Here is a 24105-nt window from a genome sequence, read left to right as displayed (position 1 = left end):
GATTCGGCCATCACCGGCTGGCCGGCAGTTCGGCGCGGATGTCGGTGGGCCCGCCGGTCGGGCTCGTGACGCTCAGCACACCGCCGTGGGTGCGCACCCGGTCGGCGAGACCGGCCAGTCCGTGTCCCTTGGCCAGGTGGGCGCCACCTGCTCCGTCGTCGGTAACCGCGATGATCAGCCGGTCGCCCTGCCGGCGCACCGCCACCGTGCAGATGGTCGCGCCGCTGTGCTTGGCGACGTTGGTCAACGCCTCGGCGACCACGAAGTACGCGGTACTCTCCACCGCCGAGTCCAGCCGTCCGTCAGGTGTCGCGAGTTGCGGATCGACCCAGAGGTCGATCGGCACGACCCCTCGGCTGGCCAGGGCGGCGAGTGCGCTCGGTAGCCCACGGTCGACCAGAATGGGTGGCGCGATGCCCCGGGACAGGGCGCGGAGTTCGGCGAGGGTCTCCCTGGTCTGGCTCAGCGCCTCGTCGATGGTCTGCCGCGCCGCGTCCGGGTCGGCGGCGAGTTGTTCGCGTGCCCGACCGAGGTCCATCGCGAGGCGGACCAGCCGTTGTTGCGGCCCGTCATGGATGTCGCGTTCCAGCCGGCGCAACGCGATCGCCTCGGCGGACACCGCCGCCTGCCGTTGCTCCTCCAGCCGGGTGATCCGGTCGCGCATCTCGGCCACTCCGGTGAGCAGGCCACGGGCGAATCCGGCCTGCAGCAGGGCGCAGCCGCGGACCACGATCGGCAAGGTGATCAGGAAGAATATGCCGATCACCGTGTGCAGGGCGATCCGGGTGGCCGGGGCGTCGCCGAGCCCGAGCAGTGGAGCCAGCCCTTCGCCCCGATCGACCGGTAGCAGCCAGTCGTAGACCCAGTAGAGCGAACCGGCCACCGCCCCCGCCCACCAGGTGAGCGTCACCGGCACGGCGATCAGCGTCACCGGCAACCGCAGTACGCCGAAGGCCAGGTCCAGCCACGACTGCGGTTCCATGATCGGCGCCAGGACGCGGCGCCAGGTACCGGCGTCCGGTCCGGCCCCGTGGTAGCTCGGCTCGATCCGGGTCGTCTCCAGCACTGTGGCCACCCGCCGCCGTTCGAGCTGGGCGAAGGCGCGGGCGGCGTGCAACGTCGCGCTGAGGATCGGCAGGCCGATCACCGTGACGACCAGGCTCAGGCCGAGCGCGAAGCCGGTCACGGCGACCACGAAGTTGGCCACGGCGAGCGGCAGGCCGGTGAGGACGAACAGCGAGTCGCCGCCGAGCCGGCGGGTGATCAGGCCGGGGGGAGCCGGCGCGACGGCCGACGTGGGGCTGGCGGTGGTCATGAGGTCGACGCTAGATGCTGCCGGTCGTCGGGTCATTCCCGTCGGCTGGCGGACTCGGGTGGGGTTGTCCCTACCTGCTCGGGCGCCGGTCCCGGCAGTTGCCGGTTCGTCGTCGCGGTTCGTGCGCCGGTCGGGCCTACGGGGAGATAAGTCCGGATTTGGGGACAATAGAGCAAGTCGCACCTGGGTGGATCGGTTGCCTTGTGGGTAAGATGTGGCACCGGGTTCCTTCATGATGCTCCATCAAGATCGCGATTTGTGCGCGCCTTCACAAGCGCCTACGCTGTAACCCTGACGAGCCCCGATAGCACAACAGGTGACGGCGGGTCGCCGCCGGGGCACCGGAGTGACCGGCCGGTCGGCGGGTCAACGATCGCACCGCACGGAGACGCATGAGTCAGCACCGCCAGCCAGGCGCGTCCGGCCGGGTCGACGCCGTTCCGGCGCTGCCGGACCTCCCTGAGGCGACGGTCGCCCGACTCCCGGAGTACCTCCGCGCACTGCACGCGCTCGCCGAAGCCGGCCACGAGACGGTCTCCAGCGAGGGTCTGGCCAACGCCGCCGGAGTCAACTCCGCCAAGCTGCGCAAGGATCTGTCCCAGCTCGGCTCGTACGGCACCCGTGGGGTCGGCTACGACGTCACCTTGTTGATCGAGCAGATCGAGTACGTTCTCGGTCTCACCCATCGACGGGCCGTCGCCCTGGTCGGCGTCGGTAATCTCGGCCACGCGCTGGCCGGGTACGCCGGCTTCGCCACCCGGGGGTTCCGCATCGCGGCCCTGTTCGACGCCGACGCCGCGCGGGTGGGTGAAGACATCAACGGACTGGTCGTCCGGCACATCGACGACCTGCCGGCGGTCGCGGCGCACGAGTCGATCGCGATCGGGGTGATCGCCACCCCGGCGACCGCCGCGCAGCAGGTGGCCGACCAGTTGGTCGCCGCCGGTGTGACCAGCATCCTCAACTTCGCCCCGTGCGTGCTGGCGGTGCCGTCCGGCGTCGACGTGCGCAAGGTCGACCTCGCGATCGAGCTGCAGATCCTCTCCTTCCACGAGCACCGCAAGTCCGCCTCGGTCGGCGAGCACCGCAAGTCCGGGCTGACCGCGCTGCCCGGCGGGCGCGACGCCGGGCTGCCCGGTGCGGCGGGCTTCGACGGCACCGGCGCACCGGCCGGCTTCGTGGCCGGAGCGGGCGGCGCGCTGCCGTCCGGTTCGCTGCCGTCCGGGCCTGCGGAGGCGGTTGGATCGTGAATCTGCTCGTCGTCGGAGCGTCCTACCGGACCACGCCGGTCGCCACCTTGGAACAGCTGGCCGTGGCGCCTGCGGACCAGCCCGCGGTGCTGCGTCTGCTGCTGGCCAAGCCCTACGTCGATGCCGCCGTCGTGCTCTCCACCTGCAATCGGGTCGAGGTGTACGCGGCGGTCAGCGGATTCCACGGCGGCCTCGCCGACATCTGCGCGGTACTCGCCGAACGCACCGGTAGCCTGCCCAACCAGCTTGCCGACCACCTGTACGTGCACTACGGCCAGGCGGCGGTCGAGCACGCCTACCGGGTGGCCGCCGGGCTCGACTCGATGGTCGTCGGCGAGGCCCAGATCCTGGGGCAGTTGCGCGACGCGTACCACGCGGCCAACGAGGCCGACGCCACCGGCCGCCTGCTGCACGAACTCATGCAGCAGGCGTTGCGGGTCGGTAAGCGCGCGCACGCCGAGACCGGGATCGACCGCGCCGGCCAGAATGTCGTCAGCGCGGCTCTGCGGATCGGCGGCGACCTGCTGCCCGGCGGGCTGACCGGCAGGTCGGTGCTGGTCCTCGGCGCCGGCTCGATGGGTGCGCTGGCCGTCGCCACCCTGGCGCGCTCCGGCGTCACCACGATCCAGGTGGTCAACCGTCGGGACGAGCGCGCGGTGCGGCTGGCCGGTACGTACGGCGCCACGGCGGTGCCGTACGCGCGGCTGTCGGACGCGCTCGTCGGTGTCGACCTGGTGATCAGCGCGACCGCCTCGGCCGAACCGGTGCTCACCCGCGCCACCGTCGAGCAGGTCCTGCGGCACCGCCCGGCCGGCCGCGACGGGCCGCTGGTCCTGCTCGACCTGGCGGTGCCGCGAGACGTCGAGCCGGCCACAGCCGCCCTGCCCGGCGTGGCGGTCGTCGATGTCGACGGACTGGCCGGCGCGTTGACCGAGGCGCCCGCGGCGGCGGACACCGCCGCGGTCGCCGAGATCGTCACCACCGAGGTTTCCGCGTTCCTCAGCTGGATGCGTGGTGCGGACGTGGCGCCGACCGTGGCCGCCCTGCGTGGCCGCGCCGACGACGTCGTCGGCGCCGAGCTGCGCCGGCTCGCGCAGCGCCGTCCGGACCTGACCGATGCCCAACGCGCCGAGGTGGCGCACACCGTGCACCGGGTGGTGCAGCGCCTGCTGCACTCACCGACCGTGCGGGTGCGTCAGCTCGCCGCCGAACCCGGTGGGGACCAGTACGCGGCGTTGCTGCGCCAGCTGTTCGACCTGGACGTGCCGGGAACCTCCGGCGCGGCTGCCATACCGGATCTGGACGGTGCCTCGTGAGCGCGTTGCGGTTGGGCACCCGGGGTAGTGCGCTGGCCATGGCCCAGTCGGGCCGGGTCGCCGCCATGCTGCGCGCGGCGACCGGCCGCGACGTCGAGCTGGTGGAGATCGTCACCACCGGGGACCGGTCCACGGCACCGGTGGCCGCGCTCGGCGTCGGGGTGTTCGTCTCGGCGCTGCGCGACGCGTTGCAGGCCAAGGAGATCGACCTCGCGGTCCACTCGTACAAGGACCTACCCACCGCGACCCCGGCGGAGCTGCTGGTGGCGGCGGTGCCGGCGCGCGAGGATCCGCGCGACGCCCTGCTCACCCGGGACGGGCGGATGCTCGCCGAGCTGTCCCCGGGCACTACCGTCGGCACCGGCGCGCTGCGCCGGATCGCCCAGTTGCACGCCCTCGGTCGCCAGTTGGTGGTCACCCCGATCCGCGGCAACGTGGACACCCGCATCGGCCGGGTCCGCGGTCCGCGGGCCGATCTCGACGCGGTCGTCCTGGCCCGGGCCGGGCTGGTCCGGCTCGGCCGCGCCGACGAGATCACCGAGACGCTCGACCCGATGCTCATGCTGCCGGCCCCCGCGCAGGGCGCGCTGGCGGTGGAGTGCCGGGCCGATGACACCGACCTGGTCGAGCTGCTGAGCCTGCTCGACCATGCACCGACCCGTTGCGTGGTCACCGCGGAACGGTCGTTGCTGGCGACGCTGGAAGCCGGGTGCAGCGCACCCGTCGCGGCGTACGCCGAAGTCGCCGAAGGGGACGACGGTGACGAGATCTACCTGCGCGCGGCCGTGATCAGCCCGGACGGGGTCCGGGAGATCCGGCTGTCGCGTACCGGTCCTCCGGCTGACGCCGCCGACATCGGCAAGGCACTCGCCACCGAGTTGCTCGACGCTGGGGCCGACACGATCCTTCCCGGGACCACGCCTGGCGGCCTGCGCGCAGACGCCGCGGATGGCGGCGTGGTGCCCCAGCGACCTTCAGCGCCCAATCCGTCCGGCGCGACGACCCAGAACATGGGGAGCATAGATGACCCGCACCCGTAAGCTCGCAGGCCACATCGCCTTCGTGGGGGCTGGCCCCGGCGACCCCGGCCTGCTGACCCGCCGGGCGCACGACGCCCTGGTCGAGGCCGACCAGGTGGTGTACGACCGGGGTGTCCCGGAAGCCCTGCTGGCCGTGATCCGCGCCCAGGCCAAGGCGGACGCCCAGTTGAGCCCGGCCGAAGGCGTGCCCGGCGACGTGGCCAAGGTGTTGATCTCCGCGGCCCGATCCGGTCAGGCGGCGGTCCGCCTGGTCGCCGGTGATCCGTTCGGCCATCACGCGGTGGTGACCGAGGTCCAGGCGGTGGCCCGTACCGCGGTGCCGTTCGAGGTGGTGCCGGGCGTCAGCCAGGCCGAGGGAGTGGCGAGCTACGCGGGCGTGCCGCTGCCCGGCATCCGTACGGTGGCCGATGTCGACGACACGGGTGGCCTCGACTTCGACGCGCTCGCCGCAGCGGTCGGCCGCGGATCCCTCGCCCTCGCGGTCGACGCCGGCGAGCTGGCGACCGTCCGCGACGGACTGCTGGCCGCCGGGGTCGACGGTGCGACCTCGGTCGCGGTCACCGGCGACGGCACCGGTGAGACACAGTACACCACCACCTCTACTGTGGATAGCTTCGTGGCGGCGGCGCTCGGGTTCACCGGCCGGGTGGTGCTCACCCTCGGTGCCGGCGTCGCCGAGCGGGACAAGCTCAGCTGGTGGGAGAACCGGCCGCTGTACGGCTGGAAGGTGCTCGTGCCACGGACCAAGGAGCAGGCCGGGGTGATGAGCGCACAACTGCGCGCGTACGGTGCCATCCCGTGCGAGGTGCCGACCATCGCGGTCGAACCACCACGGACCCCGGCGCAGATGGAGCGGGCGGTCAAGGGTCTGGTCGACGGTCGCTATGCCTGGGTGGTCTTCACCTCGGTCAACGCGGTCCGGGCGGTGTGGGAGAAGTTCGCCGAGCACGGACTGGATGCCCGCCACTTCGGCGGTGTCAAGATCGCCTGCATCGGCGAGGCGACCGCCAAGGCGGTGCGTGACTTCGGCATCCAGCCGGAGCTGCTGCCGGCCGGCGAGCAGTCCTCCGAGGGCCTGCTCGCGGAGTTCTCCCCGCACGACGAGATTCTCGACCCGGTCGGCCGGGTGCTGCTGCCCCGGGCCGACATCGCCACCGAGACGCTCGCCGCCGGATTGACCGAACGCGGCTGGGAGGTCGACGACGTCACCGCCTACCGGACGGTACGAGCCGCGCCGCCGCCGGCGGAGATCCGCGACGCCATCAAGTCCGGTGGCTTCGACGCGGTGCTGTTCACCTCCTCGTCGACCGTGCGCAACCTGGTCGGGATCGCGGGCAAGCCGCACGCCCGTACGGTGGTCGCGGTGATCGGCCCGAAGACCGCCGAGACCGCGACCGAGTTCGGCCTGCGGGTCGACGTGCAGCCGGCGCACGCTTCCGTGCCCGACCTGGTCGAGGCGCTCGCCAGCTACGCGGTCGAGCTGCGGGAGAAACTGGTGGCCATGCCGGCCAAGCAGCGACGCGGTTCCAAGGTGCAGGGCCCGACCGCGTTGCGGTTCCGCTGATCACCACGACCAGGGTCCGCTGACCACGCACGATCGAGGATGGGGTGGCCGGGCATGGGTTATCCGCAGATCAGGCCACGTCGGCTGCGTCGTACCGCGGCGGTACGACGGCTGGTCGAGGAGACCCGGCTGGCGCCGGCCGAGTTGGTGCTGCCGATGTTCGTCCGGGAAGGGCTGACCGAGCCACGACCGGTCGCGTCGCTGCCCGGGGTGTTCCAGCACGGCCGGGACTCGCTGCGCAAGGCCGCCGCCGAGGCGGTGGCGGCCGGAGTCGGCGGGATCATGCTGTTCGGGGTGCCGGCGCGGCGGGACGCCACCGGCTCCGGCGGCGTCGACCCGGACGGCGTCCTCAACGTCGCCATCCGGGACGTGGTCGCCGAAGTCGGCGACGCCACCGTGGTGATGAGCGACCTGTGCCTGGACGAGTTCACCTCACACGGGCACTGCGGGCTGCTCGCCGACGACGGCACGGTCGACAACGACGCCACGCTCGCCGCGTACGCGCGGTTGGCCGTGGCCCAGGCGGAAGCCGGGGCGGACATGCTCGGCCCGTCCGGGATGATGGACGGGCAGGTCGGCGTGGTGCGTCGGGCGCTGGACGCGGCCGGGCACACCGACACCGCGCTGCTGGCCTACGCCGTGAAGTACGCCTCGGCGTTCTACGGCCCGTTCCGCGACGCCGTCGAGTCGGCGCTGGTCGGTGACCGGCGTACGTACCAGCAGGATCCGGCGAACCTACGGGAGTCGCTGCGCGAGGTCGAGTTGGACGTGGCCGAGGGCGCGGATCTGGTCATGGTCAAGCCGGCGCTGCCGTATCTGGACGTGCTCGCCGCGGTCCGCCAGCTCGTCCAGGTCCCGGTCGCCGCCTACCAGGTCTCCGGCGAGTACGCGATGGTCGAGGCGGCTGCGGCGAACGGCTGGATCGACCGGGAACGGGTGATCATGGAGACGCTGACGTCGATCCGCCGGGCCGGTGCGCAGATCATCCTGACCTACTGGGCGGTCGAGGCCGCGCACGCCCTGCGCCGCTGACGGCCGGCCCCGGCCAGCGGTCCTTGCCGAGGACGCGCCGTCGGCCTCAGGCGGGCCGGTTCAGCTACGCACTCCGAGCCGGTGCAGCAGCGTCGGGATGTCGGCACCGTAGTCCCACCAGTCCCGGTCCCGCTGGAAGCCGAGTTCCTCGTTCATCGCGATCAGCTGCTCGTCGCCCTCGGCGTTCCAGGTCTGCACCTCGGTGAGCTGGGGCTCGGCCGAGCGCAGCTCCAGCAGCATCCGTGCCTTGACCGCCCGGTCGATGCCCTGGCCCTGATGGTCCTGAGCGACGATGGTGTCGTACTGATCGGCCCGGTTCGGGTGCTGCGCCGGCACGACGACCTCGGTGAGCCCGGCGACCTGACCGGTCCGTGGGTGTCGGGCCAGCACGATGTACGGCTTCATGCCCCGCCGGTACAGGCAGCCGAGGCTCTCCTGCAACCGCTGCGGGTCGTACGAGCTGGGCCGCAGGTCCAGGTCGCCGTCCTCGAGCACCCGTTGCTCGGCCTTGGTGCGGGCGTACGCGTCGATCAGCTCGGCGGGCGGCCCGCCCGGGTGGAACTCGACCTCGTAGCCGGCCGCCAGATCCCCGGCCATCTTCTCGATGGCCGGCCAGTCGAGCCCGGCCAGCCGAAGCACGCTGCGGATCTCCCGGAACTGCCGGTCGAAGCCCAACGACTCGTAGAAGTTGACCGCACAGGTGCCGCCGATGACCTCGACCCCGACCGAGCTGAAGCCCTCGTGGTACGCGCGGCGCACGGCCACGGCCAGCAGCCGCCGACCGAGTCCGCTGCGGCGCACCTGCGGGTGCACCAGGACCTCCAGTACGCCGATGTCGCCGAGCAGCAGCACGTTGACGTGCCCGACCACCCGGTCCGGCTGCCCGCCGGCGGCGGCTTCCTCGGCCAGCCAGCAGACCCGACGTACCCCCGGCATGGTCTCGGTGAGGTACTCCCGTAGGTAGTTCGGCTGCCACAACGGGTCGCCAGGAAGATCCGTCCGGAAAACCTGGTTCAGACAGTCCAGCAGAGACGAAATCTCGGCGGACGACGCGGTCCGGGGGTCCCACTCGCGCACCATCACGCGTCTAGCTTGCCGCTTAGTCGCCTGTTGCGAAAGTGCTCGCGACGGAATCGTGCAGAACCGATTGCGCTAAGTACGGCTGCGGACCCCGTAGTCGTTGGCCGTGTCAAAGACCGACTGAGCGTACGGTTGGACATTGTTGTACGACAGGATCGCACTCCACCAATCCGTAGGTGTCGACAGATCGCGTCCGTTTCGGCACAAGTAGTTAGCGGCGGCGAGGCTCGCGTCGTCGATATCCTGCGGATCCGCGACTCCGTCGTTGTCCGCGTCCACCGCGTATTCCGCCCAGGTCGTGGGGATGAACTGCATCGGCCCGACGGCCCGGTCGTAGACGATGTCATTGTCCAGCAGCCCGCGATCGGTATCGGCGATCAGCTGGCGGTCTCCCGCCCCGTCCAGCGGCAGCCCGACGATCGGCGGGTTCGCGCGACCGTCGACGTCGAGGCGGGATCCGTTCGCCGAGCCGTGGGTCGACTCGATCATGCCGATCGCCGCGAGGGTGGTCCAGCTCAGCCGGCAAGCCGGCGTGGTGTTGGACAGCACCAGCTCGGCGTAGCCGTACGCCTCGACCGCGACCGGTGGGATCTGCACCCGGCCCGCCGTCTGCGCGGCCCACCCGGCGAGCACCGTGGCGGGTCGGGTCGGGACGGTGCCGGTGGGCTGCCCGCCGATCGGCGGCGCGTCCGTCGGGTCGAGCAGGTCCGGATCGTTCGTCCCGGGCAGCTGCGGTACGGCGGTGGTCGCGATCCCGGTCGGCGCTGGGTCCCCGCCTGCCGGAGGCCCGCCGACGGTCGCCGGGACGAGTACGGCTCCGGCTGTGCCGCTGCCGGCGATCAGCGACAGCAGCAACAGGCCCGGTAGGACCAACCGGCCGGTGGGCCGGCGGGACCAGGCCGTCACCGCGCGGACGGCGCGTCGTGTCGCCCGCTTGACCGGGCGCCACCGGGCGGCCTGGAACAACCGGGCCGGATGCAGTCGACTCGCCGGTGTGGTGAACGGCGCGGTGGCCTTCGGTCGTGGCTCGGCCGGCGGCACGGCGGGGCGCAACCGGTGGGTTGTCGGCGTGCCTGCCCCGTCCTCGACCATGCGTCGAGTATTACCCATCCACCCGCGAGCGTCAGTTCCCGCCGTACTCTATCCACATGCCCCGGTATGAGTTTCGCTGTCGCGCCTGCGGCGACAACACGTTCGAGGTCAACCGACCGATGGACCAGGCAGACGCTCCGGCGCTCTGCCCGCAGGGCCACGCCGACACCGTCAAGTTGCTGTCCACGGTCGCGCTGACCGGGCGCGGTGCCGCTACGACGGCCGGTCGCGCGGCCGGCCCACCTGCCGGCGCACCGGCCGGCGGCTGCTGCGGTGGTGGGTGCGGATGTTGACCGGCCACGCTGGCTGACCTGTCCAGACACGCCGCGATCAGCCCAGTCGTCGTCGCGATGCGCCGGGTTGCCGGCGTGCGGCAGCATGAACGCGACTTCCCAGCGGGGCGGAGGTTCCACGGGTGTCGGCACCGATCGCACTGCCGAGTGGCCTGGTCACCTTCATGTTCACCGACATCGAAGGGTCCACCAGGCTTGCTCGGCTGCTCGGTCCCGGCTACCGCCCGGTGCTCAGCGAACACCGACGGTTGGTGCGCCGGACGCTGTCCGGCAGCGACGGTGCCGAGCTGTTCACCGAAGGCGACTCGTTCTTCGTCGCGTTCAACGAGGCCGCTGCCGCCCTGGACGCCTGCCAGCAGGCCCAGCGCGCCCTCGCCGCACACGACTGGCCGGCTCCGGAAGCGGCGCCCCGGGTGCGGATGGGTTTGCATACCGGGCACGCCGAGCCGGTCGGCGGCGAGTACGCGAGCCCGGAGGTGCATCGGGCCGCCCGGATCGCCGCCGCCGCGCACGGCGGTCAGGTGCTGTGTTCGGCGGCGACGGCACGCGCGGCGCACCCGCTGCCGGCCGGCACCTCCCTGCTGGATCTCGGCCTGCACCGGCTGCGTGGCTTCGACGACCGGGAGCGGCTCTTTCAGCTGATCGCGCCGGGTCTGGAGCGACAGTTTCCACGCCCGCGCACCGCCGACGCGCCCGCTCACAACCTGCCGAACCAGATCAGCTCCTTCGTCGGTCGCCAGGTCGAGGGGCGGGAGCTCGCCACGCTGGTGTCGGCCCATCGGCTGGTCACCGTCGTCGGCGCGGGCGGCGCCGGCAAGACCCGGCTGGCGGTCGACGTGGCCGCCGGCGAGTCCGGCCTCGGCCCCGCGTCGGATGACGGCTGCCCGGACGGGGTCTGGTTCGTCGACGTCGCCACCGTCACCGATCCCGGCCTGGTCGCGTTCGCCGTCGCGGCCGTGTTCGGCCTGCGGCCCGAACCGGGCAGGCCGATCCTGGACACGGTCGTGGAGTACACCGCCGCCCGGCAGATGCTGCTGATCCTCGACACCTGCGACGCCCAGCCCGCGGCCTGCGCCCAGGTGATCACCCGGTTGCTGACCGGCGGGCGGGGGGTGCGGGTGCTGGCGACCAGCCGGGAGCCGCTGGGAGTGCCCGGGGAGGTGGTCTGGCGGATACCGCCACTGTCCGCCGATCCGGGCCCGGCCGGCGGGCTCAGTGACGCGGTCGCTCTGCTGCTGGATCGCACCGTGGCGGCCCGGGGAGGCCGACAACCCGGCCCGGCCGAGTCGGCTCAGCTGCACCGGGTGGCGGCCCGGTTGGACGGGCTGCCGCTGGCGATCGAGCTGGCAGCGGCCCGGTTGCGGGTGCTCTCCGTGGGGCAGCTCGTCGATCGCCTCGACGACGTGCTCGGCGTACTCGACGCGGGCCGGGAGGTGCCGGCGGTACCGGACCCGCCGCGCCCCGACGGGTCGCCGCCGGGCCGGTCGGCGTTGGACCGCTCCGCCGCCCGCCGGCACCGCACCCTGCAGGCGACCGTCACGTGGTCCTACCGGACGCTGTCCCAGCCGGCCGCCCGGCTGTTGCGCTGGCTGTCCGTCTTCGCCGGCCCGGTCGATCTGTCCACGGTGGAATGGGTGTTGGCCGACGACCCGATCGCCCCGCTGGCGGTGCTGGTCGACAAGTCGATGATCCAGGCAGAGCCGGAGGCTGACGGCACCAGTTACCGGATGCTCGACCCGATCCGGGCGTACGCGGCCCGGCGGCTGGTCGACGCCGGCGAGGAACAGGCTGCCCGGGACCGACACGTGGCCTGGGCGCTGCACGGCCTGCAACGGGCCTATCTCGGTCCGGACGCCCGGCCGGTCACGCTGTCGCTGTACGCGCTCGATCCGCTCGCCGACGAGTTACGCGCGGCGTTGCGCTGGAGCGCCACCGGCGGCAGCGCGCGTCGTGGCCTGCAGTTGGCCAGCGGCCTGGACCAGTGGTGGCGCGAGCGTGGACTGGCCCGGGAGGGCCGGCTCTGGCTGTTCCGGCTGTACGGGCGGATCGCCGAGACCGGTGAGGTGATTCCGGAGGCTGAGCTGGCCGCCGCGTACCATATGCACTCGCAGCACGCCGGCGCGGACGGTGAGTTCGGCGAGGAGCTGCGCTTCTCGCACCGCGCCGAGGCAGCGGCCCGGCAGGCCGGCGATGCCGGCCTGCTCGCCCGGGTGCTCGCCGGCCGAGGTGCCTCGCTGATCGATCTTGGTCAGTTCGCCGAAGCCGAGCAGGTCTGTCGGGACGTGATCAGCTGGGCCTCGGCCAACGGCGCTGTCGGTGACGCGCTCTTCGCCGTCTACAGCCTTGCGGAACTGCTCTGCCGCCGGGGTGCCCTGGACGAGGCCGCCGAGGTGCTGGCCACCGCACGGCCGGCGGAGGCGGCCCGCCCGGCAGAGCGCGGCCGGCGGACCGTGGACATGTTGCTCGGCCTGGTGGCCTTGGCCCGCGGTGACCTGGTCGCCGCACACGATCACCTGGTGGTCGCGCTGCGCTCCCGGATGCGGTACGGGTTCCACCGGCGGGCCTGCGACACGTTGAACGCGATGGCGGTGCGCTGCGCGCTCGGCGGGGACGCGCAGACCGCGGCCCGGCTGTTCGGTGCGGCCCAGGCGACCCGTTCGGCGTTGCGCAGCACCGCCGGGATGTTCGGCGGCTACTGGGCACAGGAGCAGGCGAAGGTCCGGACGGTGATCGGCGACGACGCGTTCGATGCCGGCTACGCCGAGGGCAGCCGGATGAGCCTGGTGGAGGCGGCCTCGATGGCGCTCGCGGTGGAGCATCCGGATCTGGCCGTTCAGCACCCGGACCTCGCGGCGGGAACGCGCTGGTTCACCGACGAATCGGCCGGGGTGCTGGGCGACGGCGGTGCGCCCGGCCCGAAGTGAGCAACCGACTCCGGCCCGAAGTGAGCAACCGACCCCGGGCCGGATCGCGACGCTCAGCTGGCCAGGCGTGGCCCGGCTGCCTGCACCCGGGCGGCGCGCTCCAGGTCGGCGGCGGAGACGACCGGCGCACCGAAGATCCGTACCGCCTGGTAGTAGGTCCAGGCAAGGCTCAGGCAGGTCGTCTGGGACACGCCGCTGTACCGGGCGCAGACCCGCTTCAGGTCCTCGTAGAACGCGCTGTCCAGGCGCGCCTTGTTCGTCGAGAACTGGCCGGCCGCCTTGTAGTTGCGGTAGCCGAAGTCGTGCCGGTGGCAGGAGAGCCGGAAATCGAAGCCGAACGGGTTGTCCGGGCTCGACGAGCAGTAGTCGGTGGACCAGTCGAACTGGTAGGCGGTCCAGGCACCCTGGTTCACTCGGGCCGAGTTCCACGCGTTGTAGCTGCTGGCGCTGGTCTGGGTCCAGCTGGCGAGCACGGCTGGTTTGTCGGCCGGTACGGCGGCGGCCGCACTGGCGAACCCGCTGGCGGCGAGCGCACCGAGCAACGCGGCGGTGAGCAGGGCGATCAGGCGACGGGACATCGCGGATACCTCCGGTGGGCGATGCGTGGTACGACATCGGGCGGACTTGTTACCGGTGGGTTACGAGCGTGTCCACAGTCTCATCGCATCATCTGTCGTCGATCTTTAGCTGTCCTGATCTTCTCCGACCAGTGCGTAAACAGACCACGCGGGCAGACCGCACCTTAAGGGTTCGACCAGGTCGCGCCAGGGAGTGCGGCGACCCGGACCAGTGCCACCACCCGACCGAGCCGGGCGCCACGTGGTCCGAGCGATTGGCCGATGGCCCACACCCACTGATTGTCGTAGTAGGCCGACAGATCGGGTCGTATCTGTTCCACCTGAAGGATCAGGCTGTCTCCTCCGTATCGCCAATCTTCCTTGCCCAGCCGCAGGACGGTCCCGGGCGCGATCTCGGGAATGTTGATCGGGCGCGACGGCTTCACGGGCGGCTCCGGAACTGGCGGGTGGACGACTCGCCGGGAAGCATCAACGACTCTCCGTTCCGACGCAATGTCTGTAAGCGAGATTTGAGACGGCGGGATTGGCTTTGCCGCCGGACGGATCCACCTGCCTGCCGGACGTTCGTCGATAATGTCCGGGCCACGCTGGCGTGGTCGCGCAAAACAGCTATGTTGTGGACGTGTACGGGCACATTCAGGCAGGGGCGAGCCGGCGGTGATTCACTTTCCCGTCGTACGCCAGGGACCGTTGCGGGCGTTGGGCGTGCGGTTGTTCGCCGCTGTCGCGCTGGTCTTCGCCGTCGTCGGGGTGGTCTACGCGGACCGGGAGGGTTACCACGACGTCAACGGGGACGGCGTCTCGCTGCTCGACTGCTTCTACTACGCGGTGGTCAGCCTGTCTACCACCGGGTACGGCGACATCGCCCCGGTCACCGACAGCGCCCGGCTGGTCAACATCCTGATCATCACGCCGGCGCGGGTGGTGTTCCTGATCATCCTCGTCGGCACCACACTAGAGGTGCTGACGGAGCAGTACCGTACCAGTCTGCGCTTGACCCGGTGGAGAAAGAACGTGAGGGACCACGTCATCATCTGCGGCTACGGCACCAAGGGCCGCAGCGCGGTGTCCGCCCTGCTGGAGAACGGCTTCGACAAGCAGCACATCGTCGTCGTCGAGAGCAGCGGCGTCGCGCTGCGCCAGGCCACCGCCGCCGGGCTGGTCGCCATCGAGGGTTCGGCGACCAGATCGTCGGTGCTCAACGAGGCGCACGTCAAGAACGCCAAGGCGGTCATCATCGCGACCGACAGCGACGACGCGTCGGTGCTGGTCACCCTGACCGCCCGTCAGTTGACAGCCGGCAAGGTGCGAATCATCGCCGCGGCCCGGGAGGCGGAGAACGCGCCACTGCTGCGGCAGAGCGGCGCACACCACGTCATCGTCTCGTCCGCGACCGCCGGACGCCTGCTCGGACTCTCCACCTCCGCGCCGCCGTTGATCGACGTGGTGGAGGATCTGCTCACCCCGGGACAGGGCATGGCGCTGGCCATGCGCTCGGCCAACCGCGACGAGGTCGGACTCTCCGCACGACAGCTGAACAACCTGGTCATCGCCCTGATCCGGCGCGGCCGGGTGGTGTCGCTCGCCGACCCGGACAGCGTCGAGGTGGAAACCGGAGACCTGCTCGTGTACGTCCGCGACGACCGGACCCCGGCCAGTTCACCCTCGCTGGGCTGACTCACCCCTCGCTGGGCTCAACCACTCGGCCGCAGGCCCGACCTGACCCGTACGTGGCACGCCGATGGTGCCCGTCGGCGGCGCGGTCGACGGGCGTGATCAGTTGATCGACCAGGTGTCGCCGCTGCGCAGCAGGCCGGCCAACTGCTCCTCAGGGGTGCCCGAGGCGCTGGCCTGGGCCTCGTTCAGCTGTGCCTGGATGAGACTGTCGTAACTTGGCCGGGAAACCTTGCGAAGCACGCCGATCGGAGTGTTGCGCAGGTCGTCGCCAGGCAGCCGGGACAGCGCGAACGCGTACGCCGGGTCGGCGACGTGCGCGTCGTGCACGACGATCTCCTCGGTCGGGACCGCAGCGGTCTCCCGGACTTCGAGGCCGAAGCCGCCGGGCGGGTGCACCACGCAGAACCGGCCGTCGGCACCGAACGTGATCGGTTGCCCGTGCTCCAGCCGGATCAGGTAATCGTCCCGGGTCGCCGGCTCCTTGAGCTGGTCGAACGCCCCGTCGTTGAAGATGTTGCAGTTCTGGTAGATCTCGACGAACGCCGAACCGTCGTGCTCGGCCGCGGCCCGCAGCACCGACTGCAGGTGCTTGCGATCCGAGTCGAGGGTGCGGGCCACGAAGGTGGCCTCTGCCCCGAGTGCCAGGGACAGCGGGTTGAACGGGGAGTCGGCCGAGCCCACCGGGGTGGATTTGGTGATCTTGCCGAGCTCCGACGTGGGTGAGTACTGACCCTTGGTCAGACCGTAGATCCGGTTGTTGAACAGCAGGATCTTGAGCTTGACGTTGCGCCGCAGCGCGTGGATCAGATGGTTGCCACCGATCGACAGCGCGTCACCGTCGCCGGTCACCACCCACACGGACAGATCCGGGCGGGTCACCGACAGGCCGGTGGCGATCGCCGGTGCCCGACCGTGGATCGAGTGCATCCCATAGGTGTTCATGTAGTACGGGAAGCGGGACGAGCACCCGATGCCCGAGACGAAGACGATCCGCTCCCGGGGGATGTTCAGCTCCGGCATGAACGACTGCACCGCGGCGAGGATCGCGTAGTCGCCGCAGCCAGGGCACCAGCGCACCTCCTGGTCGGACTTGAAGTCCTTGGTGGTGAGCTTGACGGCCACCGGCGTACCGGTGCCGGAGCGTCCGTTGGGGGCGGGCTCAGACATTCTTCACGACCTCTTCCAGCATGGTCTCCAGCTCGGTGGCGGTGAACGGCAGACCACGGACCTTGTTGTAGCCGATCGCGTCGACCAGGTAGCGGGCACGGATGACGTGTGCCAGTTGGCCGAGGTTCATCTCCGGAATCACCACCCGGTCGTAGCGGCCCAGCACGTCGCCGAGGTTGGCCGGCAGCGGAGCCAGATGCCGCAGGTGCGCCTGGGCCACCGGCAGGCCGCGCTGACGCAGCGTTCGGCAGGCGGCTCCGACCGGTCCGTACGTCGATCCCCAGCCGAGCACCAGCGTGCGGGCGGTGCCGTCCGGATCCTCCACGTCGACGTCGGGTACCTCGATCGCGTCGATCCGGGCAGCCCGGGTGCGCACCATGTAGTCGTGGTTGGCCGGGTCGTAGGAGATGTCACCGGTGCGGTCGGCCTTTTCCAGACCGCCGATGCGGTGTTCCAGACCAGGGGTCCCCGGAACGGCCCACGGTCGGGCCAGCGTCCGCGGGTCACGCAGGTACGGCAGGAAACTCCTGCCGTCCGGGTCGTTCGGCTCGGTGGCGAACTCGACCCGCAGATCGGGCAGCGAATCGACGTCCGGCAGCAGCCACGGCTCGGAGCCGTTGGCCACGTAGTTGTCCGACAGCAGCAGCACCGGGGTGCGGTAGGTCAGCGCGATCCGGGCCGCCTCGATCGCGGCGTGGAAGCAGTCGGCCGGGGAACGGGGCGCGATGACCGCGACCGGAGCCTCACCGTGCCGGCCGAACAACGCCATGTTCAGGTCGGCCTGTTCGGTCTTGGTCGGCATGCCGGTGGACGGCCCGGCCCGTTGCACGTCGATGACGACCAGCGGCAGCTCCAGGGCGACCGCGAGGGAGATGGTCTCGCTCTTGAGCGCCACCCCCGGGCCGGAGGTGGTGGTCACGCCGAGCGCCCCGCCGTAGGCGGCGCCGAGCGCCGCGCCGACCGCCGCGATCTCGTCCTCGGCCTGCATGGTCGTCACGCCGAAGCGCTTGTGCTTGCTCAGCTCGTGCAGGATGTCCGAGGCCGGGGTGATCGGGTACGCGCCGAGGAACACCGGCAGTTTGGCCCGCACCCCGGCGGCGATCAGGCCGAGGGACAGCGCCGCGTTGCCGGTGATGTTGCGGTACGTGCCGGACGGCATCCGGGCCGGGTTGACCTCGTAGCGGACCGCGAAATCCTCGGTGGTCTCGCCGAAGTTCCAGCCCGCCTTGAACGCGGCGATGTTGGCCGCGACCAACTCCGGGCGTTTGGCGAACTTGCGCTGCAGGAACCGGATCGTCGACTCGTACGGCCGGGAGTACATCCACGAGAGCAGGCCCAGGGCGAACATGTTCTTCGCCCGTTCGGCGTCCTTCTTCGACACGTCGAGGTCGGTGAGCGCGCCGATGGTCATCGAGGTCAACGCCACCGGGTGCAGCGCGTACCCGTCGAGGGAACCGTCCTCGATCGGGTTGGCCGCGTAGCCGACCTTGGTCAGGTTGCGGCGGGTGAACTCGTCGGTGTTGACGATGATGTCCGCCCCGCGCGGCAGGTCGCCGATGTTCGCCTTCAACGCCGCCGGGTTCATCGCGACCAGGACGTTCGGCGAATCACCCGGGGTGAGGATGTCGTAGTCGGCGAAGTGCACCTGGAAGCTGGAGACCCCGGGCAGGGTGCCGGCCGGCGCCCGGATCTCGGCCGGGAAGTTCGGCAAGGTGGAGATGTCGTTGCCGAGTTGCGCGGTCTCGGAGGTGAACCTGTCGCCGGTCAGCTGCATACCGTCACCGGAGTCGCCAGCGAATCGGATGACCACCCGATCCAGTTGACGGACCTGCTTGGCCACGTAAGCTGACCTCCTCGTACTCGGCTCGCAGGGCTGCCACCCACACGGTAAGGCTGCCCTAACCATGCTCGCATCTTCGTCAAAGCCTACGTCGGATCGGGGTCGAAAACCGGTCCCGGTCCGTTCGGTGGGACTCGAATCACCCAGGGTGGATCTCGCTGCCGGTAAGCTGCGAGGCCATGGGCGGTTACCTGGGTTCGTACGCGACACTCGGGCTGCTGCTCGTGGTCAGCGGGGCCTTCTTCGTCGTCGCATACGGGGCGAACCGGCTGTTGCGGCCGGCCCGGCCGGCTGCGCCACGCGGCAAACTGACCAGCTACGAGTGCGGCCTCGACCCGGTCGGCGGCGACTGGGCGCAGGCTCAGATCCGGTACTACGTGTACGCCTTTCTTTACGTCCTGTTCGCTGTGGAAGCGGTGTTTCTCTTCCCCTGGGCGGTCGTCTTCGACCGTGTCGGGTTCGGCCTGACCACCGTCGCCGAGATGGGGATCTTCGTGGCGGTACTCGCGCTCGGCATCCTGTACGCCTGGCGGAAGAACGTGCTGCGCTGGACCTGACCCGGCGTGCCGGTGCGCCTGATCCGGCCGGCGCGCGTCGAAGATCGGCCGTTCAGCCCGGCCGCGGGTGTCAGGCCAGGGCTCGGCGCGAGACCGCGGGCGCTCGGTCACCCCGGATCGCCGCCACCATGTCGAGGGCGCGCCGGGTCGCCGTCACCTGATGCGCCCGGAAGACCCGCGCTCCCAGCCAGGCGGAGACGGCGGTCGTCGCCAGGCTCCCTTCCAGCCGCTGGTCGACCGGCAGGTCGAGGGTCTCGCCGATGAAGTCCTTGTTCGAGATCGCCACCAGCACCGGCCAGCCGGTCGCGACCAGCTCCCCGAGCCGGCGGGTCACCTCAAGCGAGTGCCGGGTGTTCTTGCCGAAGTCGTGCGCCGGGTCGATCAGAATGCCGTCCGGGCGTACCCCCAGCGAGACCGCCCGGTCCGCGAGCCGGGTGACCGTCGCCAGGACATCGGCGACGACATCGTCGAACGCCGCCCGGTGCGGCCTCGTACGTGGTGTCGTGCCACCGGTGTGCGTGCAGATCAGGCCGGCGCCGGTGGCGGCGGCGACCTCGGCCAGGTGCGGATCGGCGCCGGCCCAGGTGTCGTTGAGCAGATCCGCCCCGGCCGCTACCGCCTCCCTGGCCACCTCCGCCCGCCAGGTGTCGATCGAGATGACCAGGTCCGGGAACCGGGCCCGGACCGCGGCGATCGTGCCCACCGTACGATCGATCTCCTCGGCCACCCCGACCGTCGTCCCAGGGCCGGCCTTGACCCCGCCGATGTCGATGATGTCGGCGCCGTCCGCGACGGCCTGGTCGGCCGCCCGCAGCGCGGCGTCCGCGGCGAAGGTCGCACCACGGTCGAAGAACGAGTCCGGCGTACGGTTCACGATCGCCATCACCGCCAGGTCGCCGACGGCGAAGGTACGACGTCCCAGCCGCAGCGTGCGCGCCATCAGATGCCTCCATTCTCCGGCCAGTGACACTACGACTCGCCCTGCGGGGGTCGCCCCGGGTGCCCGGTGCGTGCCACGATTCGGGTCATGGATCAGTTTCTCCTCGTTCTGGTCGCCGCGTTGACGGTCGCCGCGGTCGTCTTCGGGGTCGCCGTCCTCGTCACGGGGAACGACCCCGGGCTCGTGCCGGCCGAACCGGACGGACGGGCGGCGCCGCTGCCCGGTACCCGGCCGCTGCTGGAGCAGGACGTCAGCCGGGTACGGTTCGACACCGCGCTGCGCGGCTACCGAATGGCCCAGGTGGATCAGGCGTTGCGTCGTGCGGCGTACGACATCGGGTACAAGGACGAGCTGATCGAGGTGCTCCAGGCGGAGGTCACGGCGTTGCGCGACGGCCGGATGGAAGACGCCGACGTGCTGCGCCGCGCCCGCGACGCGGCGCTCGTCGCCACGGCGGCGGAGGAACCTAGCCCGGCCATGGACGGATCGGCGGCGGACGCCCCGGTGGTGGTTCTGGCCGCCGCGCACGACGGAGTCGACGGAGCCGACACGGCTGGCCCTGGTGGCACTGCCGGATGAGTACGCCCGAGGACGCCGGCACCGCGACGCCCGGCGCCGGCGAGGTGACCGCGACAGTGATCGTCCAGGCCCCGGCGGAGCGGGTCTTCGCCGCGTTCACCTGCTGGGAACGGCAGTCCGAGTGGATCCCGTTCACCGAGGTCAAGGTGGTTTCCGGGGACGGCGGCGAGGGGAGCCTCGTGGTCGCGGTCACCTCGGTCGGGCCGGTCGCGCTGCGTGACGAGATGCGGGTGGTCCGCCTCGACGCACCGTACGAGGTCCGGGTGGTGCACTGCGGCACCCTGCTGCGCGGTCCGGGGGTGCTGCGCTGCACGCAGATGGACCACGACCGTACGCAGGTCGTCTGGCACGAGTGGTTCCACCTGCCCGGCGGGGTGGCCGGCCGGGTGGCCTGGCCGCTGCTGTGGCCCGGGTCCAAGGTGAGCCTGACCCAGGCACTGAAGAAGTTCGGCCGGCTGGTCGAGACCGGAGCCCTGCCGTGAGCGGGCTGCAGACCGGCGCGGACGGGCTGGCCCGGTGCGCGTGGGGCGCGGGCTCGCCCGAATACCGCCAGTACCACGACCAGGAATGGGGTCGGCCGGTGCGGGGCGACGACGCGCTGTACGAGCGGCTGACCCTGGAGGCGTTCCAGTCCGGTCTGTCCTGGCTGACGATCCTGCGTAAGCGTCCGGCGTTCCGCGTCGCCTTCGACGACTTCCAGGTCGAGAAGGTCGCCGGCTACGGCAGCGCCGACCTGGCCCGGCTGCTGGCCGACGCCGGAATCGTGCGCAACCGGGCGAAGATCGAGGCCGCGATCGCCAACGCGCGCGCCGTCACGGCCCTGCCCGCAGGCCTTACGGACCTGCTGTGGTCGTTCGCCCCGCCGCCGCGCACCGGGCGGCCGCGCACGACGGCCGAGGTGCCGGCGACGAGCGCCGAGTCCACGGCGATGGCCAAGACGCTCAAGCGGTACGGTTTCCGCTTCGTCGGCCCGACCACGGCATACGCGTTGATGCAGGCGACTGGCATGGTCGACGACCATCTCGCCGGCTGCCACGTGCCGCCGCCGTCCTACCCACCACCCGGCCCGTCACCGGCCGTGGCCGTGATGAGATAGCGGTATGCAGGACGTCAGCCAGCTCGACAGGCGACCGGCCGCGACCGGCGCGGTCCAACCCGACACCGGTGCCTGGGCGGTGGTGATCCCGGCCTCGCGCTACGAGGCGGAGCGGCTGTTCCATCACGACACCCTGGAACTGACCGGGGTCGACGGTGGGCCACGCCCGCCGTTCGGTGCTCCGGTACTGGTGGTGACCGGTGGCGACCGGCCGTTCGTGGTCGCCACCGGCCGCATCGGCACCGCCGGCGCGGGCACCGAGACCGACGGCACCGAGACCGACGGCACCGAGACCGACGGCACCGAGACCGGCACGGCAGAGGGCGGCGAGACCCCGGCCGGGGAGCCCGAGCCGCTGGTCGTCCACTACGTCTGCCGGGCCTTCGACGAACCGGTGCCGGCCGAGGAGTTGGTCCTCACCGGGTCGGTGACCCCGATCGAGCCGGCCGTCTACCGGGCGCTCGCCGGTCGGCTCGCTCCGCTCGGCGACCGGCGGACCTGGCTGGTCAGCCTCGACCTGCCGATCGAGGCGCCGACCGCGGCCGAGGCGGTCCGGTTGTTCTGGTCGTACGTGCGTGAGCTCGGTCCGCGTGAACTGCCCGCCTTCGTCTACCCGCCGGGCGACGAGTTGGCCATGCAGGCGTTCGTGCTCGGCGTCGAAGCCAACCAGGACCCGGAAGAGGACGACTGATCCCGTGCGCTCAGCGGCCCTCGAAGACCGGCCGTTGCTTGGCGACGAAGGCGGCGGTCGCCTGCCGGTGATCGGCGGTGACACCGCAGACCGCCTGCGCGTGGGCTTCGGCGGCGAGGGCGTCGGCCAGGCTGCCGGAGGCACCGGCGGCCAGCGCCCGCTTGATCGCCCCGTACGCCACGGTCGGCCCGGCTGCCAACCGGGCGGCGAGTTCCTGCGCTGCGGGCAGGACCTGTTCGTCGTCGTCGACGAGCCGGTGCAGCAGCCCGATCCGGTGTGCCTCGGCGGCGCGTACCGGCTCGGCCAGCAACAGCAACTCGACCGCCTTGGGATAGCCGACCAGCCGGGGCAGGCTCCAGGCCGCCCCGGTGTCCGCTGCCAGCCCTACGTTCGCGAAGGCCATCAAGAAGCTGGTGCCCGGACCGCCGATCCGGAAGTCGGCGAGCATGGCCAGCGAGGCGCCGGCACCGGCGGCGCTGCCCCGGACGGCAGCGATCACCGGCTTGGGCAGGCCGGCCAACCGGGTGGCGATCGGGTTGTAATGCGCTCGTACGGTGGCCAGCGGGTCGCGGGTGCCCGACTCCAGGATCTCGGCGTGTTCCCGCAGGTCCTGCCCGACGCAGAAGGCCCGGCCGGCACCGGCGAGCACCACCGCGCGACAACCCTGGTCGGTTTCCAGCTCGGTCAGGGTCTCGCGCAACGCCTCCTTCAACGCCACATCGAGCGAGTTCAGTGACTCGGGGCGGTGCAGGGTCAGCGTCACCACGGCACCGGTACGTTCGACGAGCAATGGTTCGGTCACGGGACAGACACCTTTCCTTCGGCCTTCAGCGGTTCCCTCGTTGTCCACCTCGCCCGTCAGCCGCCCGGTCGTTGGCTGTTCTCCAGGCAGTCCTCGACGAAGCGGTCGGCGGCCGGGCGCAACCGGGCGGCGTGCCGGTCGAAGAAGGTGGCGGCGCTGGTGCCCGGCCAGCGTTCCGGCAGCAACGCCGGCGGTAGTTGCGGATCCCGGAACAGGAATCCCCGCCAGGCGTGCACCAGCCGGAAACGGGCGGCGTACGCGTCTTCGTCACTGCTGCGTACGGTCACCTTGCTGAGCAGCGGGCGCTGCTCGGCGACGAACCGCTCGTACGCCTGACCGATCTCGGCCAGGTCCCAGGCCCGCCGGACCAGCGCGGCGGCACCCGGGGTGCCGGCGGCGTGCGCCGCCGAGAACCGCTCGAAGCGTACGCCGTGGTCGGCCAGCAGGCCGTCCACTTCGTGGGCGGACCGAGGGGCGACCCAGGTGTGTTCGTCGAGCATCCCGTAACCGAGATAGCTGAGGTTCGCGCACAGGCGTTGCCGTTCCCGGCGTGCGCCCGGCGCATCGAGTACCAGCAGATCGAATTTGCCGTCCCAGGACATTCTGCCGGTGCGGTAGATCCGGGCGGCGGCTTCGTCCAATCTTCGGGCGGCTTTCGGGCTCAATAGATAGCCTGGCCCAGCAGACAATCGCAGCGGATGCAGCCATCCCTGTCGGACCATCCGGGACACTGCGGTACGCACCGCCGGAGGCGCGATGCCGAGCGGGGCGAGGAGTTTGACCAGCGCAGCAACGGGTGCGCGACCACCCCGCGGGCGGAGGTGGTCGCCGAACAGGTCGAAGAGAGCCGACCGTGCCTGCATGACCGCACATTGTGACAGCCCGGTTCAAGATAAGCTAGATGCTGTCACAGCTTTGTGGGCTCAGTTTGGGTCCGGCGGTGTTCATCAGGGAAAATCGTTGGTCGGCACCGTGGCAGTGGCACGCGGTGAGACTGACGAGGTGGCTGGGGCACACCCCAGCGGCCCTGGGGCAAGTCTGAGGGGAGACAACATGGCGGCGATGAAGCCGCGGACGGGCGACGGTCCGCTGGAGGTCACCAAGGAGGGCCGGGGCATCGTCATGCGGGTTCCGCTGGAGGGTGGTGGTCGACTCGTCGTCGAGATGACGCCCGACGAAGCCAACGCGCTCGGTGATGCGCTGAAAGCCGCCGCAGGCTGATCGAGCCGGGCCCACGGACAGCACTGGTCCACGGGCCGACATAGCGACGGT

The 24105-nt window shown here is 71.2% G+C and carries 22 protein-coding genes and 2 pseudogenes; 14 read left to right on the top strand and 10 right to left on the bottom strand.

Features of this window, described 5'->3' with window-relative positions:
• Positions 1-10 precede the first annotated feature (10 nt).
• Positions 11-1315 carry a sensor histidine kinase gene (locus ACN27F_RS14100; RefSeq protein ID WP_421433869.1) on the bottom strand — a complete coding sequence of 435 codons (1305 nt, stop codon included), beginning with the start codon at positions 1313-1315 and terminating at the stop codon, positions 11-13.
• A 392-nt stretch (positions 1316-1707) separates the two neighbouring features.
• On the opposite strand from ACN27F_RS14100, the pseudogene ACN27F_RS14095 reads away from it, so the two are divergent.
• The 5 genes and pseudogenes from ACN27F_RS14095 to hemB form a co-directional block, all read left to right on the top strand.
• A pseudogene (locus tag ACN27F_RS14095) lies at positions 1708-2460 on the top strand (redox-sensing transcriptional repressor Rex); the annotation flags it as partial.
• Between the two features lie 101 nt (positions 2461-2561).
• Positions 2562-3881 (top strand): glutamyl-tRNA reductase, encoded by a 1320-nt coding sequence (locus tag ACN27F_RS14090; protein WP_421433867.1) that lies wholly within the window; start codon positions 2562-2564, stop codon positions 3879-3881.
• Positions 3878-4810, top strand: a pseudogene (gene hemC / locus ACN27F_RS14085) (hydroxymethylbilane synthase); the annotation flags it as partial. The gene ACN27F_RS14090 and the pseudogene hemC, both read left to right, overlap by 4 nt.
• Before the next feature lie 94 nt (positions 4811-4904).
• Positions 4905-6485, top strand: coding sequence for a uroporphyrinogen-III synthase (locus ACN27F_RS14080; protein ID WP_421433866.1), 1581 nt, complete (start codon positions 4905-4907; stop codon positions 6483-6485).
• A gap of 54 nt (positions 6486-6539) precedes the next feature.
• Positions 6540-7517 carry a porphobilinogen synthase gene (hemB, locus tag ACN27F_RS14075; protein ID WP_421433864.1) on the top strand — a complete coding sequence of 326 codons (978 nt, stop codon included), beginning with the start codon at positions 6540-6542 and terminating at the stop codon, positions 7515-7517.
• Positions 7518-7577: 60 nt separating this feature from the next.
• On the opposite strand, the gene ACN27F_RS14070 is transcribed toward hemB, so the two are convergent.
• Both ACN27F_RS14070 and ACN27F_RS14065 read right to left on the bottom strand, forming a co-directional pair.
• Positions 7578-8597, bottom strand: coding sequence for a GNAT family N-acetyltransferase (locus ACN27F_RS14070; RefSeq protein WP_421440195.1), 1020 nt, complete (start codon positions 8595-8597; stop codon positions 7578-7580).
• A gap of 72 nt (positions 8598-8669) precedes the next feature.
• Positions 8670-9689 (bottom strand): lytic murein transglycosylase, encoded by a 1020-nt coding sequence (locus tag ACN27F_RS14065; RefSeq protein WP_421433862.1) that lies wholly within the window; start codon positions 9687-9689, stop codon positions 8670-8672.
• Positions 9690-9745: 56 nt separating this feature from the next.
• Here ACN27F_RS14065 and ACN27F_RS14060 point away from each other — a divergent pair, with 56 nt between their 5' ends.
• Both ACN27F_RS14060 and ACN27F_RS14055 read left to right on the top strand, forming a co-directional pair.
• Complete coding sequence (locus ACN27F_RS14060) at positions 9746-9982, top strand: FmdB family zinc ribbon protein (RefSeq protein ID WP_421433860.1); 237 nt, start codon at positions 9746-9748, stop codon at positions 9980-9982.
• A gap of 122 nt (positions 9983-10104) precedes the next feature.
• Entirely contained in the window at positions 10105-12906 is a 2802-nt protein-coding gene (locus ACN27F_RS14055; RefSeq protein WP_421433858.1) for an ATP-binding protein, read from the top strand.
• Between the two features lie 53 nt (positions 12907-12959).
• On the opposite strand, the gene ACN27F_RS14050 is transcribed toward ACN27F_RS14055, so the two are convergent.
• Positions 12960-13484, bottom strand: a complete 525-nt coding sequence (locus tag ACN27F_RS14050; RefSeq protein WP_421433857.1) for a phospholipase — start codon at positions 13482-13484, stop codon at positions 12960-12962.
• 164 nt (positions 13485-13648) lie between these two features.
• On the bottom strand, positions 13649-13909 hold the full coding sequence (locus ACN27F_RS14045; protein WP_421433855.1) for a hypothetical protein: 261 nt from the start codon (positions 13907-13909) through the stop codon (positions 13649-13651).
• 232 nt (positions 13910-14141) lie between these two features.
• Between ACN27F_RS14045 and ACN27F_RS14040 the strand changes: the two genes are divergently transcribed.
• Entirely contained in the window at positions 14142-15161 is a 1020-nt protein-coding gene (locus ACN27F_RS14040) for a potassium channel family protein (protein WP_421433854.1), read from the top strand.
• A 99-nt stretch (positions 15162-15260) separates the two neighbouring features.
• On the opposite strand, the gene ACN27F_RS14035 is transcribed toward ACN27F_RS14040, so the two are convergent.
• Positions 15261-16328 carry a 2-oxoacid:ferredoxin oxidoreductase subunit beta gene (locus tag ACN27F_RS14035; protein WP_421433852.1) on the bottom strand — a complete coding sequence of 356 codons (1068 nt, stop codon included), beginning with the start codon at positions 16326-16328 and terminating at the stop codon, positions 15261-15263.
• Positions 16321-18168 (bottom strand): 2-oxoacid:acceptor oxidoreductase subunit alpha, encoded by a 1848-nt coding sequence (locus ACN27F_RS14030; RefSeq protein ID WP_421433850.1) that lies wholly within the window; start codon positions 18166-18168, stop codon positions 16321-16323. Before ACN27F_RS14030 ends, ACN27F_RS14035 begins: the two co-directional genes overlap by 8 nt.
• 179 nt (positions 18169-18347) lie before the next feature.
• Between ACN27F_RS14030 and ACN27F_RS14025 the strand changes: the two genes are divergently transcribed.
• Positions 18348-18725 (top strand): NADH-quinone oxidoreductase subunit A, encoded by a 378-nt coding sequence (locus tag ACN27F_RS14025; RefSeq protein ID WP_421433849.1) that lies wholly within the window; start codon positions 18348-18350, stop codon positions 18723-18725.
• A 70-nt stretch (positions 18726-18795) separates the two neighbouring features.
• On the opposite strand, the gene folP is transcribed toward ACN27F_RS14025, so the two are convergent.
• Complete coding sequence (gene folP / locus ACN27F_RS14020; RefSeq protein ID WP_421433848.1) at positions 18796-19665, bottom strand: dihydropteroate synthase; 870 nt, start codon at positions 19663-19665, stop codon at positions 18796-18798.
• An 87-nt stretch (positions 19666-19752) separates the two neighbouring features.
• On the opposite strand from folP, the gene ACN27F_RS14015 reads away from it, so the two are divergent.
• The 4 genes from ACN27F_RS14015 to ACN27F_RS14000 are packed head-to-tail and all read left to right on the top strand — an operon-like array spanning position 19753 to position 22031.
• The gene (locus ACN27F_RS14015) at positions 19753-20244 is read left to right on the top strand and encodes a DivIVA domain-containing protein (protein ID WP_421433846.1); all 492 of its coding nucleotides are present in this window, start codon (positions 19753-19755) and stop codon (positions 20242-20244) included.
• Positions 20241-20726, top strand: coding sequence for an SRPBCC family protein (locus tag ACN27F_RS14010; protein ID WP_421433844.1), 486 nt, complete (start codon positions 20241-20243; stop codon positions 20724-20726). Before ACN27F_RS14015 ends, ACN27F_RS14010 begins: the two co-directional genes overlap by 4 nt.
• The gene (locus ACN27F_RS14005; protein ID WP_421433842.1) at positions 20723-21340 is read left to right on the top strand and encodes a DNA-3-methyladenine glycosylase I; all 618 of its coding nucleotides are present in this window, start codon (positions 20723-20725) and stop codon (positions 21338-21340) included. The genes ACN27F_RS14010 and ACN27F_RS14005 overlap by 4 nt, the downstream gene beginning before the upstream one ends.
• 4 nt (positions 21341-21344) lie before the next feature.
• On the top strand, positions 21345-22031 hold the full coding sequence (locus ACN27F_RS14000; RefSeq protein WP_421433840.1) for a hypothetical protein: 687 nt from the start codon (positions 21345-21347) through the stop codon (positions 22029-22031).
• A gap of 10 nt (positions 22032-22041) precedes the next feature.
• On the opposite strand, the gene ACN27F_RS13995 is transcribed toward ACN27F_RS14000, so the two are convergent.
• Positions 22042-22833, bottom strand: coding sequence for an enoyl-CoA hydratase-related protein (locus ACN27F_RS13995; RefSeq protein ID WP_421433838.1), 792 nt, complete (start codon positions 22831-22833; stop codon positions 22042-22044).
• A 56-nt stretch (positions 22834-22889) separates the two neighbouring features.
• A complete protein-coding gene (locus ACN27F_RS13990) occupies positions 22890-23696 on the bottom strand; it encodes a PaaX family transcriptional regulator C-terminal domain-containing protein (RefSeq protein ID WP_421433836.1) in 807 nt (268 codons plus the stop codon).
• 190 nt (positions 23697-23886) lie between these two features.
• Here ACN27F_RS13990 and ACN27F_RS13985 point away from each other — a divergent pair, with 190 nt between their 5' ends.
• Positions 23887-24054, top strand: coding sequence for a DUF3117 domain-containing protein (locus ACN27F_RS13985; RefSeq protein WP_007455245.1), 168 nt, complete (start codon positions 23887-23889; stop codon positions 24052-24054).
• Positions 24055-24105 lie beyond the last annotated feature (51 nt).

The sequence above is a fragment of the Solwaraspora sp. WMMB335 genome (genome assembly GCF_049179075.1).
Classification (GTDB): domain Bacteria; phylum Actinomycetota; class Actinomycetes; order Mycobacteriales; family Micromonosporaceae; genus Micromonospora_E.
The sequence above is the reverse complement of the archived record's forward strand: the minus strand, read 5'-3'. Positions and strand labels throughout refer to the sequence as shown.

Coding starts and splice junctions, on each gene's coding strand:
- ACN27F_RS14100 (WP_421433869.1), bottom strand. CDS start 1,315: ATGACCACCGCCAGCCCCACGTCGGCCGTCGCGCCGGCTCCCCCCGGC.
- ACN27F_RS14080 (WP_421433866.1), top strand. CDS start 4,905: ATGACCCGCACCCGTAAGCTCGCAGGCCACATCGCCTTCGTGGGGGCT.
- hemB (WP_421433864.1), top strand. CDS start 6,540: ATGGGTTATCCGCAGATCAGGCCACGTCGGCTGCGTCGTACCGCGGCG.
- ACN27F_RS14070 (WP_421440195.1), bottom strand. CDS start 8,597: ATGGTGCGCGAGTGGGACCCCCGGACCGCGTCGTCCGCCGAGATTTCG.
- ACN27F_RS14065 (WP_421433862.1), bottom strand. CDS start 9,689: ATGGTCGAGGACGGGGCAGGCACGCCGACAACCCACCGGTTGCGCCCC.
- ACN27F_RS14060 (WP_421433860.1), top strand. CDS start 9,746: ATGCCCCGGTATGAGTTTCGCTGTCGCGCCTGCGGCGACAACACGTTC.
- ACN27F_RS14050 (WP_421433857.1), bottom strand. CDS start 13,484: ATGTCCCGTCGCCTGATCGCCCTGCTCACCGCCGCGTTGCTCGGTGCG.
- ACN27F_RS14035 (WP_421433852.1), bottom strand. CDS start 16,328: ATGTCTGAGCCCGCCCCCAACGGACGCTCCGGCACCGGTACGCCGGTG.
- ACN27F_RS14025 (WP_421433849.1), top strand. CDS start 18,348: ATGGGCGGTTACCTGGGTTCGTACGCGACACTCGGGCTGCTGCTCGTG.
- folP (WP_421433848.1), bottom strand. CDS start 19,665: ATGGCGCGCACGCTGCGGCTGGGACGTCGTACCTTCGCCGTCGGCGAC.
- ACN27F_RS14015 (WP_421433846.1), top strand. CDS start 19,753: ATGGATCAGTTTCTCCTCGTTCTGGTCGCCGCGTTGACGGTCGCCGCG.
- ACN27F_RS14010 (WP_421433844.1), top strand. CDS start 20,241: ATGAGTACGCCCGAGGACGCCGGCACCGCGACGCCCGGCGCCGGCGAG.
- ACN27F_RS14000 (WP_421433840.1), top strand. CDS start 21,345: ATGCAGGACGTCAGCCAGCTCGACAGGCGACCGGCCGCGACCGGCGCG.
- ACN27F_RS13990 (WP_421433836.1), bottom strand. CDS start 23,696: ATGCAGGCACGGTCGGCTCTCTTCGACCTGTTCGGCGACCACCTCCGC.
- ACN27F_RS13985 (WP_007455245.1), top strand. CDS start 23,887: ATGGCGGCGATGAAGCCGCGGACGGGCGACGGTCCGCTGGAGGTCACC.